Origin of the sequence: Vibrio makurazakiensis (assembly GCF_050337375.1) — a bacterium.
Lineage (GTDB): Bacteria > Pseudomonadota > Gammaproteobacteria > Enterobacterales > Vibrionaceae > Vibrio > Vibrio makurazakiensis.
The window spans coordinates 1-15,657 of record NZ_JAKJSW010000098.1; the positions used below are offsets into that span (position 1 = coordinate 1).

15 protein-coding genes and 1 pseudogene are annotated in these 15,657 nt (G+C 43.7%); all 16 read right to left on the bottom strand.

The window, feature by feature from the left end:
- Positions 1-122: 122 nt before the first annotated feature.
- On the bottom strand, positions 123-524 hold the full coding sequence (gene fliO / locus L4C33_RS12375; protein WP_428812736.1) for a flagellar biosynthetic protein FliO: 402 nt from the start codon (positions 522-524) through the stop codon (positions 123-125).
- On the bottom strand, positions 524-934 hold the full coding sequence (fliN, locus tag L4C33_RS12380) for a flagellar motor switch protein FliN (RefSeq protein ID WP_428812737.1): 411 nt from the start codon (positions 932-934) through the stop codon (positions 524-526). Before fliN ends, fliO begins: the two co-directional genes overlap by 1 nt.
- Positions 935-958: 24 nt before the next feature.
- Complete coding sequence (gene fliM, locus L4C33_RS12385; RefSeq protein WP_428812738.1) at positions 959-2,002, bottom strand: flagellar motor switch protein FliM; 1,044 nt, start codon at positions 2,000-2,002, stop codon at positions 959-961.
- 7 nt (positions 2,003-2,009) lie between these two features.
- A complete protein-coding gene (fliL, locus tag L4C33_RS12390; protein ID WP_428812739.1) occupies positions 2,010-2,507 on the bottom strand; it encodes a flagellar basal body-associated protein FliL in 498 nt (165 codons plus the stop codon).
- Between the two features lie 47 nt (positions 2,508-2,554).
- A pseudogene (locus L4C33_RS12395) lies at positions 2,555-4,234 on the bottom strand (flagellar hook-length control protein FliK); the annotation flags it as partial.
- Between the two features lie 645 nt (positions 4,235-4,879).
- A complete protein-coding gene (fliJ, locus tag L4C33_RS12400) occupies positions 4,880-5,317 on the bottom strand; it encodes a flagellar export protein FliJ (protein WP_428812740.1) in 438 nt (145 codons plus the stop codon).
- Between the two features lie 6 nt (positions 5,318-5,323).
- Positions 5,324-6,643: a flagellar protein export ATPase FliI gene (gene fliI, locus L4C33_RS12405; RefSeq protein WP_428812741.1), complete on the bottom strand. Its 1,320-nt coding sequence runs from the start codon at positions 6,641-6,643 to the stop codon at positions 5,324-5,326.
- Positions 6,643-7,443 carry a flagellar assembly protein FliH gene (gene fliH, locus L4C33_RS12410; RefSeq protein WP_428812742.1) on the bottom strand — a complete coding sequence of 267 codons (801 nt, stop codon included), beginning with the start codon at positions 7,441-7,443 and terminating at the stop codon, positions 6,643-6,645. The genes fliI and fliH overlap by 1 nt, the downstream gene beginning before the upstream one ends.
- Before the next feature lie 94 nt (positions 7,444-7,537).
- The gene (gene fliG / locus L4C33_RS12415) at positions 7,538-8,596 is read right to left on the bottom strand and encodes a flagellar motor switch protein FliG (RefSeq protein ID WP_428812743.1); all 1,059 of its coding nucleotides are present in this window, start codon (positions 8,594-8,596) and stop codon (positions 7,538-7,540) included.
- A complete protein-coding gene (gene fliF, locus L4C33_RS12420) occupies positions 8,589-10,334 on the bottom strand; it encodes a flagellar basal-body MS-ring/collar protein FliF (RefSeq protein ID WP_428812744.1) in 1,746 nt (581 codons plus the stop codon). Before fliF ends, fliG begins: the two co-directional genes overlap by 8 nt.
- A gap of 15 nt (positions 10,335-10,349) precedes the next feature.
- The gene (gene fliE / locus L4C33_RS12425; RefSeq protein ID WP_428812745.1) at positions 10,350-10,661 is read right to left on the bottom strand and encodes a flagellar hook-basal body complex protein FliE; all 312 of its coding nucleotides are present in this window, start codon (positions 10,659-10,661) and stop codon (positions 10,350-10,352) included.
- 132 nt (positions 10,662-10,793) lie between these two features.
- On the bottom strand, positions 10,794-12,203 hold the full coding sequence (locus L4C33_RS12430; RefSeq protein WP_428812746.1) for a sigma-54-dependent transcriptional regulator: 1,410 nt from the start codon (positions 12,201-12,203) through the stop codon (positions 10,794-10,796).
- A gap of 42 nt (positions 12,204-12,245) precedes the next feature.
- On the bottom strand, positions 12,246-13,274 hold the full coding sequence (locus L4C33_RS12435) for a sensor histidine kinase (protein WP_428812747.1): 1,029 nt from the start codon (positions 13,272-13,274) through the stop codon (positions 12,246-12,248).
- Between the two features lie 145 nt (positions 13,275-13,419).
- A complete protein-coding gene (locus L4C33_RS12440) occupies positions 13,420-14,886 on the bottom strand; it encodes a sigma-54 dependent transcriptional regulator (protein WP_428812748.1) in 1,467 nt (488 codons plus the stop codon).
- Positions 14,887-15,103: 217 nt separating this feature from the next.
- The gene (fliS, locus tag L4C33_RS12445; protein ID WP_428812749.1) at positions 15,104-15,514 is read right to left on the bottom strand and encodes a flagellar export chaperone FliS; all 411 of its coding nucleotides are present in this window, start codon (positions 15,512-15,514) and stop codon (positions 15,104-15,106) included.
- Between the two features lie 12 nt (positions 15,515-15,526).
- The coding region (locus L4C33_RS12450; protein WP_428812750.1) for a flagellar protein FliT at positions 15,527-15,657 on the bottom strand (131 nt) is incomplete at its 5' end.

Sequence of the window (15,657 nt, forward strand, 5' to 3'; positions counted from 1 at the left end):
CTCCTTCCCCAGCTAATGCGGTAGCAGGAATTGGTGTTTCTAGCTCTTCTTGAGCATATGAAATCGGAGCAAAAAGCGCTGATAGTAACAACGCGATTTGAGCAAACAATAAGATCAATCGATTATTTTTTCGCATCGTTTTTCAATAGTTGAGTGAATTGAGTTGAGAATGACTTTTTCTCTAATTCTTCAGCTGTCAGTGGCTTATCAAGCTTTGAGATTAACTGTATAGACTGGCTTGTAATACCAACTAGGAACTGTTCTTCTCCCGCTTGGACAATCGCAATTCTCTCTTTCGTTCCAACAGGGATCTGCCGAACAACTGACAACCCTTGCTGATTAACTAAGCTCGGTACTTGCATCCGTTTTAACAGCCAAGCGATAAATAATATGAACGCTATAACAAAAATTAGCGACCCAAATGTGGTCGCTAAATCTAATGTCGCAGCGTCAGCCGCAAATGCCTTTGGCGAGCTTAGTGCTAAGGCAAAAAACGAACCAAAGGTAACCTTTACTGCTTTCATTAACGAAGCTTCTTAATGCGTTCAGTTTGGCTAATAACGTCGGTTAAACGAATACCAAACTTATCATTCACGACAACTACTTCGCCGTGCGCAATCAAGGTTCCGTTAACCATGACATCCAAAGACTCACCAGCGATCCTGTCTAGCTCGACAACTGAGCCTTGGTTAAGTTGCAACAAGTTACGGATACTGATCTGTGAGCGGCCAACTTCCATAGAAATGGTTACTGGAATATCCATGATGGTGTCGAGTTTACGACGCTCATCTTCAGAAATCGGTGTCGATGAATCTTGAAGCTCATCAAGAGGTGCTGCCAGTACGTCATCTACGTCAATAGAAGGTGCTGCTGGATCTTCGCCAAGTGCTGCTGCCCATTCGTCAGCTAGCTTTTGGTCTTCACTTGGTTCCATACTCAATCCTATAAATCACTTTTATTATTCTTCTGCATCGCTGTCTAGGTCAGACATAATATCTTTACCTAAAAATGCAAGATCGGTCTTAACTACATGTGGACGTTCAATTTTTTCTGAGACTTGAACGGCAAGCTTGTCGCCAGAGCGACCCATTTTCACGCGATAAGTCGGTAACTCTTCTACAAACATTGTGGCGTTCTCTGGCATGGTTATCGGAATAACATCACCAGGGCGCAGCTCCATTAAATCTCGTAACGAAATATCACGCTCAAGCAAATTAACCCTAAAGTTAACCGGCACATCCATAATTTCATCGCGTAGAGCGGTACTCCAACGTACATCGGTTTCCATCTTGTCTGATTGGACACCAGCATCAAGTAGCTCACGGATTGGCTCTACCATGGAGTAAGGCATAACTACATGGAAATCGCCACCACCGCCGTCTACTTCAATATGGAAAGAGCTCACAACGATAACCTCCGTCGGGCTCACAATATTTGCCATACTTGGGTTCACTTCCGAGTCCAAGTATTCAAACTCAACCCCCATAACAGGAGACCAAGCTTCTTTGTAATCTTCGAATACAATCTTTAGAAGTAATTGAATGATACGTCTTTCTGTTGGCGTAAATTCACGACCTTCAATTTTTGCGTGGAATCGACCATCACCACCGAAGAAGTTCTCTACAAGAATGAAGACTAATCTCGCCTCCATGGTAATCAGAGCGGTACCTTTTAACGGCCTAAAACGCACCATATTCAAACTAGTCGGTACGTATAGCGTATTTTGATACTCACCAAACTTCATCATTTGGACGCCATTGATCGATACTTCAGCGGTTTTACGCAGCATATTAAACAAGCTAATACGCATATGACGTGCAAAACGCTCATTGATCAGTTCGAGCGTCGGCATTCGACCACGAACGATACGGTCTTGAGAGGAGAAGTCGAAATTAACCGCGTTTTCGGGTTCTGCTGCCTCTAAGACATCATCTACTTCTTCAACATCATCAACACCATGTAACAGCGCATCGATTTCGTCTTGGCTTAATAAGTCGGTCACGAGTTACCTATTGGATTACAAAGTCAGTGAATAACACTTTTTCAATAACTGGCTTGCCAACTACTTGAGTCAAGCTTGCCTTAATATCTTCTGTCGCCTTGTCACGGAGCTCAACTCGTCCCGTTGGAGAACGTAATTGATCAACCGTTGCTGATGCAAAAGTCGCTAGTAATGTACTTTCGACTAGTGGTGAATGGTATCGAGCAAGTTCTTCATTCTCGCTACCACGAACCATTAACTGAGCTTTAATTTGTACAAGGCGATCTTTCTTGTCGCCAGTAACATTAAATAGGAAAGGCTGAGGGATATTGACGTAGGCAACCGGGTCATTCACGACGACCGCCACTTCTGCCTCTGCATCTACACTTTCAGCGGAATCATCCGACCCCATTAAGAAAAATGCCGCACCACCACCGCCGAGCAATAACACAACGACAGCAATGATGATAATCAATAACTTACTTTTACCTTTGGGTGCATCTTCGGGTTGTTGTTCGTCTGCCATGCTTTTCTCTAAGTTTTTTAGTTTTAATTACTTATGCGCTGTTAAGTCTAGGCATAATAACTAATTCCATCACGCTTTGACTCTACATTCAATTCAAGATTGACGTCAGCATCAAGGTTTTCATCACCTTGCACATCATTTGCACTATTATTTCCACTTTGACCACCATTCCCTGTACCGTTCGCGTAACCATCACGTTGTTGTCCTGATGCCTGTTGTTGAACCGATGAATCAGCAAGCTGTATGCCTTGCTGCGCTAACATCTCTCTAAGGCGAGGTAAAGTTTGTTCAATGACTTCGCGAGCTTGTGGACTACTCACTGTAAAGTGGACGTTGGTTACATCATTATTTGTCGACATGCGAATTTGCATACGACCTAATTCCGGTGGGTCGAGCCTAATATCTAAGTTTTTTAAGTTCTTAGACATCATCATTTGAACTTTTTCCGCAACTTGCTCATTAGCTAACTCTTTAGTGAGCTGTAATGGAGCTTGTTGCTGTGCTTGAATCTCAGCTCTTGTGGGAGCAGTATTAGGCATACCTTGCTGGCCAGAAGCTGAAGCTATTTGCTGAGCTAAAGTGCTTTCTTTACTGTCTTCTTTTTTCGATTGAGTACCTGCAAGTAGTGCAGCTCCCGCGACACCACCTTTCGTCATTGCATCACCACTCCCCGCTTTTGCCATAGTGACAGCGGAAGCTTGAACGCTTTGAGCTGCAACAAGCGACGGATCAATTGCCGCGTTGTTGAAAGAAGTCGCACTGCCCTTATCCGCCATTGAATGTACCGCTTGGTTATTCATGGAAGCTGTGGATGCAGAATTTTGCGATAGTGCTTGCTGTACCGAGGCCGCAACACCGGTTTGAGCGGCTTTACTTGCTACGCTATTTTCGCTGGCTTTAGCCTCTACCGCCATTTTAGGATCTGCAATGGCCTGCGCTGCTCCCCAAGCGATAGCGCTTTCAGCAGGAAACTCTTGGGTTGCGCTCGTTTCAGATGCAACAAGTATTTCTAACTGGCTATTGAGGCTATCTAATTCACGATTAGCAATAACGAGTAACTCTTGTTCCTGTTGAGTTAAGCTCTGTCCATTAGCGCTTTTTGTCAGCAATTCATTTGCAATATTTTCTGTTTCTACAATCTGCCCTTGAATCGTCTGTACTGCCGTGACTAATTGCTCTGTAGTTAACGATTCTGCCACCAACGGATCTACCGCCAATGGTTTTAAGTTTTCTTGATTAGACACAACCCCAGCAGCAGAAAGTCTCTGAGACATTTCAGATTCGTTAGCCTGTAATTCATTCGCAGCCTTAACACCACCAGCGACTTGTAATGCCTCCCCTTCATTAGGTGAAGCCTGCGCTAAGCCAGCACCTTGAGTTTGAGCTTGAGATTGAGATTGAGCGTTAAGGGGCTGTTCACCAGTGTTCTTTTCAATAAATCTATCTATTGGGTGATCTTCACCGGCGTCGCCACTACTTTTTATTTGGTTGGAAGCTGACTGCAAATCCGCTTGCTCTCCGCTTGCGTCCAGCGGAGTAGTCGTTTGAGGCTGAAGACTCCCACTTTGCTGTGCTTTAACAGCATCAACAGCTAGAACCTGTTGCTCTTCTGCTTGAGGCAAGGTTTTGCCGTTCGTTGGCTGTAACGTTTTATTAGCCTCATCAAGCTGACCCAGTAATTTATTACCTTCACTCATCGCGACCGTGGCTTGCGAAGCCGACTCTGCTTTGCCACTAGGCTGATTTTCGGTGCTCGAAGAAGGTTTGGTTTCTGACTCACTTTCCCCTTCTTCACCTAGATTAGAAGAGCTCTTTTCAGAACCGTTAGAATCTTTAGCCAAAAGTTCATCGGTACTGGCATCTGTACTTGCACTTTCGACGCTCTTACTTTCAGTAGCCTCTGAACTTTCCTCATCAGCTACCGTAGAAGAGCCAGCGTCGTCAGCCCCTTTTGACACAGCATCCGTGCCTTCTTTATCTACTGACTTAGTATCAACGTTTTCTACTGATTCGCTGTCTGATGAAGAAAAAACATCTTTTAAAGTCTGTAAGAAACCTTTTGATTCACCGCTTTCTTCTGACTTTAAGTCGGCACTTCCCCCTTCAGGTATAGAAGTAGGTTGCTTACTTGACGATGCYGCTGGAAGGCTAATATTCATATCTATAAGCTCTATGTTAATGGCTTTAGGAAAGAACGAAATAAATCTATTTACTGGCCCCTCGCTCTGATATGAGCAAGCGACCCAAGAATTCACTATTTAACCAGTAACAGAAGCAAGAAGTGAGCCAAAGTGAGTGGGAAGAACAAGCTTAGAAAGGTATGAGTATTGAAGTTTTAAGAGCCTCATTAAAGTAAACGAGGAAAATGGAGATCAATTACGACGACGGCTATAAAGAAGCGTTGAAAACTCATCCATTTGTTTTTGTTCTTTCTTGTCTTGTAAACGCTGGTGCTCTGTTTGTTTTTTTTCAATCAACCACTCGTAAGACTTTCTCTGCTTTCTTAAATCCATCCAATAGCTCTGACAGTTCTCGACTTGGTTTTTGAAATGCCCTTCAGCTTCTCGTTGCTTTGACAACGTTTCATCTAATTGAGTTAAGAACTTATTAAGATGACTATATTGACTCGCCGTCAAGCCTTGCTTACCTCTGTCGATCAATTGCTGACAATAATCTAGACGGTATTTTTCTATCTGAGAAACTTGTTGATAGTAGTCCTGAAGCTCAGTATTGGCTTTGTTCAAAGCCATTACCGCTTGATTCTCTTTATCTTTTGCTTGTTCTAATAAAAATTCTAGTGCGTTATCCATACGCTATCACCCGCCTAGCACGTGTTTAAGCATATTGACACACATGTCATACGGAACAGTTTCTTTCATTTTCTGCTGCAAATATTCATCCAATCTCGGTTTCAACGTGAATGCACTATCAATAGCAGGGTCGGTACCCGGTTTGTAGGCACCTATTGAAACCAAGTCCTGGTTCTTACGGCAAATAGAGAGCACTTGCCTTACCGCTTTCGACATCAATACATGTTCTTCAGTTGTGATTTGTGGCATCACACGGCTTACTGATTTTTCTACATCAATCGCAGGGTAATGTCCGGCATCAGCCATTTCTCGTGATAATACAATGTGGCCATCTAGGATCGCTCGCGACGCATCAGCAATAGGGTCTTGCAGATCATCACCTTCTGTCAGAACAGTAAAAAATGCCGTGATCGAGCCTTGCTCATCACTACCATTACCAGCTCTTTCCACCAACGCTGGTAGCTTGGCAAATACAGAAGGCGGGTAACCTTTGGTTGCCGGTGGTTCCCCTACTGATAATGCAATTTCACGCTGCGCTTGGGCGAAGCGTGTTAATGAGTCCATAAGAAGCAGCACATCAAGACCTTGATCTCGAAAGTATTCGGCGACGGTCAATGCCGTTTGGCAACCTTTTAAACGCATTAATGGCGAAGAATCTGCAGGAGCTGCTACTACGACCGAACGTTTGCGCCCGTCTTCACCTAGGATTTCTTCAATAAACTCTTTTACTTCTCGTCCACGCTCACCAATCAGGCCAACAACAACAACCTGTGCTGTCGTACCTCGGGTCATCATGCCAAGGGTAACTGATTTACCAACACCAGAGCCGGCAAATAAGCCTATACGCTGGCCTTTACCAACTGTGAGCAAACCGTTTATCGCTTTAAGACCTACATCTAGCGGTTCTGAGATTGGCTTGCGCGCTAATGGGTTGATTGGGTCTGCGTTAAATGAAGCTCGTTGATTTGTATATAGAGCGCCAAGTCMATCAATAGGGTTACCCACCCCATCAATAACTCGACCAAGTAACTCCATGCCAACAGGAATGCCACTTTCGCCTGTCATCGGCGTTACTTTAGCGCCGGGCAAAATACCGGTGATCTGCTCGCTTGGCATCAGGAACAAGTTATCCCCCGAAAACCCAACAACCTCGGCTTCCATCGTACCCGACATTGTCTCAACCAAGCACAAGCTACCAATAGGTGCTTTACAGCCTGTAGCCTCAAGGGTTAAGCCAACAACACGTACCAACTTTCCTGAAGCGATAGGACGTGATTTTAGCCCTTGAACTTTGTATTGGTCTAAACGTTCAGCAAGAGCCAGCATCAGTGGCTTCCTTGGTGACGGTTCGCGCCACAAAAGTTTTGAATAACATTCCTTACACGCTCTTCCATTTGGTAGCTCACGCTAGACTCTCCAGCCTCAATTTGAACATCACCACGATTCAACGCAGGCTCAGGAACCAATGTCCAATTACGACAATCCAACTCACTTTCACCGTAAGCAGAACGGATGATTTCTGTATCTTCTGGGTTCAATTTAAGCGTGATAGCGTGGCCAGCAATAGGCAAAGACTCTACTGATTCCTTGACCGTATCTAAAATAATTTGAGGGTTGGTTTGCACCTCAATATGTACAACTTCTTTAACCAGAGTCAGAACCATATCAACCAACTGCTTTTCAACTTGAGCGTTCATTAGCTCTAGCGGCTGTGCAAATTGGTTAGCTAGTCCCATAAAAACGGCTACTTGCTGTTGGATATATTCTTGACCTGCTGTTATACCTTCGAGCTTGCCTGCTTCAGAGCCCTCAGCATGACCTGCAGCCAAACCCTCTTCTTTACCCTTATCATAACCTTGCTTAAAGCCCGCTTCTTGTCCTTGGTGCAAACCTTCTTGATAAGCGCCCTGTTTAATCTGCTCAATCTGTTCTTCGGTTAAGACAAGTTCTTCATCTTCAATCGCTTCATCGACTGTTGGCATCCAACCTGGGTCGTAATTAAACGCAGTCTCTTTTGCGTCTTTGTTAACTTGAGAGCTGTAGTCAGGGAGTCCCCACTTCTGTGGTTGGGCAACGGTTTGATCTTCGTCAGGTCTTAGGAAGCCGCGTTTTCTCTCACTAGACATATTGGTACCTATCAAAAGTGAATAGCCAAAAGGTTATTATGAATAAAGGTAAAAAGTAAAAAGCCCCAACAATTGGGGCTTAACGATTTCTTGCTTATAGGAACTCGTCGGCACCGCCAGACAGCATAATCTCTCCACTGTCTGCCATTTTCCTCGCGATTCCCAGAATCTCTTTCTGGGCAGCTTCCACATCAGAAACTTTAACCGGTGGCATGGCTTCTATATCATCACGCATCATATCGGCAGCACGTTTAGACATGTTCTTGAAGATCTTCTCACGCAACCCGTCATCAGCACCTTTAAGTGCTTTCTGAAGAACATCTTGAGGGACGTCACGCAGAAGTTTTTGTACGCCTTGATCATCAACTTCAATGAGGTTTTCAAATACAAACATAAGGTCTTGGATTTGAGTTGCCATATCTTCATCTTGGTCACGGATTTGATCCATAAGCAGACCTTCGACGCTGTTGTCCATGTAGTTCATGATTTCAGCAGCAGCTTTCAGGCCACCAATTTTCGCAGCTTGTGCACCAGCTTGACCGGCAAACTGTTTCTCCATGATTTCATTCAGCTCTGCTAGTGCAGAAGGTTGAACTTCTTCAAGGTTAGCGATACGCATCATCAAGTCTAAACGAACACGCTCAGGGAATTGTGACAAAATCTCAGCGGATTGATCAGATTCCAAATAAGACAGTACGATAGTTTGGATCTGCGGGTGCTCGTTGATAATGATGCTGGCAACCTGTCTAGGGTCCATCCATTTCAATGAATCTAGGCCTTTCGAACCGGTACCTAATAGTATTTGGTCAACCAGGTTATTAGCTTTGTCTTCACCAAGAGCGGCAACCAGTGCGTTACGCATAAAGTCTTCACTGCCCATACCAATATTCGTGTACTTCTGAATATCATCGAGGAACGCACGGTGAACTGCACCAACCTTTTCTTGTGAAAGGTCGCTTGCTCTTGCCATTGCACTACCTACACGCTGAACCTGCTTAGGCTCTAGGTGTCGGATAATACCGGCGGCATCTTCTTCATTTAAGCTAAGCAAAAGAATGGCAGCACGCTCATCACCCGTAATCGTCGATATATCGACATTATTGGGGTCAGCTACTTCACCACCTTCATTCTGTTCTACTAAATCATTAGCCATCTTCAGCCATCCAATTCTTCACAACTTGTGCAGCGAGTTCTGGTTCATTCGCAACCAGTGCTCTTACAGCTTTCAATACGTCTTCGTCTTTATGAAGGTTTGGTAAGTCAATGCTTGAGCCAAACTCAAACAGCTCACCACCTTCAATATCACCACCAATTAGGCTGGTTTCACCATCAGCGCCAATTGGCATGCCATCAGGACCGTACATTTGGTCGTCATCGTCATCAGCTGCTGGGTTAAGCAGTTTCTTCATTGCAGGTCTAACTAGAACCAATACAACAACGACAATAACTAACGCACTCGCGAACCAACGAACCCAATCATTAAAGTTCGGGTGTTCCCAAATCGGCACGTCAGCCACAATATCGGTAACTTGAGGAGCAAACTGAACACTTAATACGTTGAGCAAGTCACCTCTTTGGTCACTAAAACCAATAGTGCCAATCAGAACTTGTCTAATCGCATTAATCTCGCTTTCACTCAATGGCGTATGAACCACGTCACCGGTTTCAGGGTTGACCGATTGACGATCTTTAATTGCAACGGATACGGTTTGACGATCCACCACACCACTTTGTTTACGTTCGTGGCTGATGGTTGTGTCTAATTCAAAATTACGCGTGGCTTCTTTATGAACCGAACCTTGCCCCATCATTGAGCCATCTTTCATTTGAGCGACGTCTTGAGGGATGGAAGCATCGGCAGGAGGCTGATTACTTAACGCTCCTGGAACACCAGCAACCACGTTACCGTTGTTGTAATCTTCTAAAGTGTATTCACTACGAGTTGCAGGCGTACTCGGATCGAATCGCTTACGAGTTTGCTCCACTGCACTAAAATCGAGTTGAATGTCGACTTGAGCGGTGTAGTTGCCGAAACCAAGGATTGGGATCAAGACTGAAWCGATTTTTTCACGTAGGGCTTGTTCTTGGTTGCGCTCCAATTCATGTTCTTTACGACGAGCTGATGACACAGGATCTTGAGAGCCAGAACTCAGCAAACGGCCATGCTGATCCGTAACGGTAATGCGCGATGTTTTCATGTCTGGAACAGCGCTTGCCACCATATCAACAACAGAATCTATTTCTTGCTGTTTAAGATTAGCGCCAGTTTTCAGTGTCAAGAATACAGAAGCGGATGCCTCTTGGTTATGGCGAACGAAAACACTACGCTTTGGAAGGGCGAGTAAAACTTGAGCCTTACGAACCTGTTTCATTTGTTCGATGGCTTTAGCTAACTGTCTTTCTCTGCTTAATTTCAGACGCTCTTGCTCTAAGCGTTGAGATACACCAAAACCCATGTCTTGCATGAGGATGTCATCGCCTGAGTTTTTTTCTTGGTTAACACCAGCTCGTACCATATCAAGCTTAATACTGTTGTACTCACTTGCTGGAACTGAAATGGTATTACCATCTAAATTGTAATCAATCTTCTGTTGATCAAGGTAATCTAGGACGGGAATAAGCTCTTCTGTTTCATAGGCTCCAATTGGGCGCATTTCAGGCTCTTTCACCCAAAAGAAAAGCATTACAATAAGAGCAACACAGATGGAGATCGACAAAACAAGTACAACTTGTCTCAGCAGGTCTAGGTCGCCTACTGCCATGTCGAACTTAGAAGAACTTTTTTCTTCTAGATCCGGGTTTTGACTATCACTATCTAGATCAGAGCTAGCGACCAATGATTGATCGCCATTTGCTACTGCTAAATCTGTTGATTGGTTATCATCAGCCACTATCTACTACCTAACTTATACTGGCATGTTCATCAGCTCTTTGTACGACTCAACCAGCTTATTTCTAATCTGGATGGTCGCCTCAAAAGCGACACTTGATTTATTTCGTGCGATCATGACGTCAGACAGTGATACACCTTCATCACCACGGTCAAAGCGAGTCTGAAGATCTCCAGAAGCTTTCTGCAACGAATTCACATTATTGATAGCTTTAGTCAGCATGTTGCCAAAGTCAGCTCCAACAGCTTGTCCTGTTGCTGCAGGGCGTGCGTTAGATGCTTCAACCATCATAGCCTGCATCTCACCCTGTAAACCTTCTATTCTCATCTCTACCTCAAAGGTCAAAAATATGACCATTGCTTATGCTTATTTATTGACGGAGCAATTTATGTGCCAGTCACTGATGATAATTTTATCGTATTACGTCAGTGATGCGCACTATACACGAAATATTGCCAGTTAATTTGGAATATCGATTCCAGCATCGCGCATTTTTGCTAGTTTATAGCGTAATGTACGAGGGCTAATACCGAGCTTTTCTGCCATTTCTTTACGGCGTCCCTGACAAGCAATTAACGTCTCAAGAATAATGGCGTACTCTTGATCTCGAAGCTCGTTGCCTAAACCTTCACTGCTTACTGGTGATTTAACCGAGTTATCCACTTCAGCAATGGGCTTAATCGAAGGTGTTGCAACATCTCCACGCTCTACAACCTGCTGCAAACTAGTGGCATCTTGCCAATCAACACCTTCAAGCAGAATATGTTCGCCTGTAATATTAGATTGTTCACTCAGAATCAGAGCTCGCTGAACAACATTATCAAGCTCCCTTACATTTCCCGGCCATGGATAGTGAATAAGCTTCTCTATCGCATCGTCAGAAATATCAGGAACTGGCATACCAAGTTTAGTACAGTTCCGCTCAACAAGGTGTCTTGTTAGAGGCTCAATATCCCCTTTACGATCACACAGCGCAGGCCAAGCAATTGGGAATACATTTAGTCGATAATACAAATCTTCTCTGAAGTTGCCTTCAGAAACGTAAAGTTTTAAATCTCGGTTACTCGTTGCTAGTACACGAACATCAAGTTTGATGCTTTTACGGCTACCCAAACGTTCCACTTCGCGTTCTTGCAGTACACGCAGGAGTTTTGCTTGAAGGTTTAAATCCATCTCACTAATTTCATCGAGTAAGATAGTACCGCCTTGAGCCTGCTCAAATTTTCCAGGGCAGGCTTGAATCGCACCTGTAAATGCTCCCTTCTCGTATCCAAACAAGGTAGCTTCTAACATGTTGTCAGGGATTGCAGCACAGTTAATAGCGACAAATGGACCGTCTTTTCGATTGGATGCATTATGGATATAACGTGACATCACTTCTTTACCCGAGCCACTAGGGCCCAGCACCATGACATTAGCATCGGTTTTGGCAACTTTATCGGCCAGTGATAAGAGCTTAAGGCTTTTTTCATCTGCAACGACAGCGTCGCCGTTATCATCAGATTTAACAGGGGCGTATCGACTCACCATGTTCAAAAGAACTTCAGGTGCAAATGGCTTAGCCATGTAATCAATAGCGCCTTCTTTCATGGCCGCTACCGCATCTTCAATATTCGCGTACGCTGTCATAAGTAGCACTGGCAAATTAGGCCAGTGTTGCTTAATGTTACGAAGAAGAGCTAACCCGCCCATTCCCGCCATTTGGACATCAGAAACGACAATATCAACTTGATTTGATTTTAGCTTAACTAGAGCATCTTCTGCGCAATCTGCTTCTAACCATTCGTAGCCAGCTAGAGCAAGTGTATCGACGAGCGCTTCACGTAAGCCTTCATCGTCTTCTACAATTAGCACTTTACTTTGAGCCATATGATTCTCCAGTATTGATCCTAATAATGACGAAAACGTCCATTATATTTGCTTCTCAAGAGGCAAGCACATGGTAAAGCATGCACCATCCCCCTCTTCAGATATTAATTCGAGTCTGCCGTCGTGGGCGCGACATACCATTTGAACCACAGCTAAACCAAGGCCAGTGCCTTGTGAACGGGTGGTAAAGAATGGTTCCATAATTTTAGTTTGTAATTCTTTTGGAACACCCGGCCCACTATCTTGCACAGATATTCTTAGTTCGTCATTCACCGGTCTAAAAAACACATCAATCTGTGATTCCTTGCCAGCAATTTGAATCGCATTTAATACAAGGTTGCTCAATGCTGAAGCGATAGCATTCGCATTACCTAACATTTGTGTCTGTTCGTGTTCAACTTCTTGAAAGTAATCAATGTGATTATTTTTGAGCGCAGTTTCAATCATCGGATGAAATTCACCAATCAACTCTTCAATAGTAAAAGGTTTTACGACTTTATTGTCTCCACCCTTTGCAAATAACAACATATCATTAACTTGTTTCTCTAAATCGTGAAGCCTATCCATCAACTTCGTCTGAAAACGGTCTTTAGTTGCAGGGGCGAGATTGGGAGCCGCTAAGTTAGAAGCGTAAAGCATAGCACTTGATAAGGGAGTTCGAACCTGATGAGCAAGGGACGCAACCATTCTACCCAGCGACGAAAGGCGTTGAAGATCGCTGACTCTCGATTGGAGTAAACGTGTTTCAGTAAGGTCTGTGATTAATATAAGTTGGCCCGTTGTTGAAGCTGAGATTGCTAATCTCACTTTCCGTCCATTCTTCAGCGATATTTCATGACCATCATCGTCTTTAGGGTCAAATGCACTCTGAATAACAGAAAACCACTTCTCACCTACCAATTCGACACCTAAAATTCGGTGCGCTTCAGGGTTAGCCTCTCTTACTTCACCTTGAGTATCTAATAAAATAACGCCGGCAGGCATTACATCCAGCACTTGCTTATAGCGCTCGACTTGCTGCTCTACAGAGTCTAAGTGAGATTGATTTTCTAATTCGTTCGGTGATTGCATGTCGGAATATTGCCTCAAATACTAGAATAGCCTGACACGCAAAACACATGCCAGGCTATTTCTTATATTTATCACAGAGTTAAGGTGGCGACAAGATATTGACTCGTTGTTTACCACCAAAAACCGTATAGATGCCAGTTTATATCTAACGCTGTAAATTATACTTACGCATTTTTTCTACAAGTGTCGTTCTTCTCATACCTAGCATGTCCGCAGCACGAGCTACAACACCAGCTTGCGCCTCTAGAGCTTGATTGATCATGTTAACTTCTAAATCAGCAAGCAACTCCTTCAAATTAACACCTTCAGGTGGTAACTCTTGAGGAGCATTCGCATGGTCAGCAAGTTCATCAGCATCATCAAAGTTGAAGTTTTCCGAGAAGATATCAGCTAATGCGTCTTTCTCTTGATCTTCGACCGAGCTAAACGAAGTATTTTCTGGTTGGAATTCTGGAATATCACTATAACGATATTTCGTAGGCAAATGATTCACATCCACCAAACTATTTGGGTACAGGATAACCATTCGCTCAACCAAGTTCGCGAGCTCACGAACGTTACCTGCCCAATCATGTTCCATCAAAGAATTGATCGCGCGCGGCGTAAAGCAAATAGGCAAGCTACCTTCGGCTTCCATTCGAGTCATTAACTCTTGCAAAAGCAATGGAATATCTTCTTTGCGATCTTTTAGCGCTGGCATCTCAATAGGGAATACATTTAATCGGTAATATAAGTCTTCACGGAAAGACTCACCTTCAATCATATCTTCCAAATTACGATGCGTTGCAGCGATTACACGAACATCAGCTTTGATGGTTGCGTTGCCGCCAACACGTTCAAAACAACGCTCTTGAAGTACACGCAGCAACTTCACTTGCATCGACATCGGCATATCGCCAATTTCGTCTAAGAAAAGAGTGCCACCTTCTGCCAATTCAAAACGACCTTTACGAGCGGTAATTGCCCCCGTAAACGCACCCTTCTCGTGACCAAACAACTCACTTTCCAACAAGTCTGGTGGGATAGCACCACAGTTGATAGGGACAAATGGCCCAGTTCTACGATTTGAGTGGTAATGAATATTACGAGCAACGACTTCTTTGCCAGTACCTGACTCGCCAAGAATCAAAACATTCGCTTCGGTCGTCGATACCTGCTCAATGAGATGACGAACTTCTTGAACACCAATGCTTTGGCCTACTAGGCTGCGAAAAAGTGTATTTTTACGAGATGAAGAAACCAGTTGAACGCCTTTGCGTCCAAGGAAATCTTTGCAGTGTCTTAATGCATCACTTAGCTGAGGGTAATTTAGAGGCAGCTCTAATTCACCAACATAATTGGGAAGATCTTCGACCGGATAATTATTTTTGCCAACGATAAGCAGAGGGATATGGTTCGCATTAACCAAGTGCTGGTTAAGCAAAGCAGAAAAGCCACTACCTTTAATAGTTCCAATAATGCACCCAGCCCAAACATGAGACCAATCGATCTCTTTGGCTTGTTCGGAGCTGATCACTTCACAGCTCTCGCCAACAAATTCTAATATTGTGCTTAAGTTGCGACGGTTTTGAGAATCGTCGTCCACTACTAGCAATTTTGCCAAACCTTGCATAACTAGGAATTATTGCCTTAATTATTGTGCGATGCGGGGAAAAACCAGAATAGCCTCACTCTAAGTATCGATAACTTAAAGCAAACAATCAAGAATCTTGGAAATTAGCCACAAAAAAAGCCATTAGGCTATCTAATGGCTTCTATTTTATTTGAATAAAAAAATAAGGCAACCAAGCAATTAGTAGGTGTGAGCTTGGTTGTAACTTTAAAATTCTCTAAATGCCGACTTCTGCAGCAGTTAGGTTATGGAATTCGTTTGGAATTTGATCCCATGCACCCTTAATTTCTCGGATAATATCGATAACATCGTCGATTGGCTGAGGATCGTTCTGATGGTTAGCTGCAGAGATTTGCGTGATCATGAATTCATAAAGTTGATCCAGATTTTTTGCGATATCCCCGCCATCGTCCATCGAAAGACAACTACGTAAGCTAATAATAATATCAAGAGCTTTACCAAGCCTTTCGCCTTTCACAGGGATATTGCCAGCTTGCATCGCAGCTTTACCTTGGATTAGTCTTTCAATTGCACCAGCCATAAGCATTTGTACGATTTTATGGGGTGACGCAGCGCTTAGCTGACTATCCACTGATACCTTTTTATATGCTTGTAAAGAACCGCGCATAGTAACCCTCTTCTATAAAAACTTTTTATATTGTTGCACTGATTTATTGCCGTGTCGGAACTTGTGTAAATCTTTTCCAATCTGACTTGTTTCTGTTTGCATCAGAGCAACCAATTTTTTGGTTCGTTCTATTGCTTCAAACC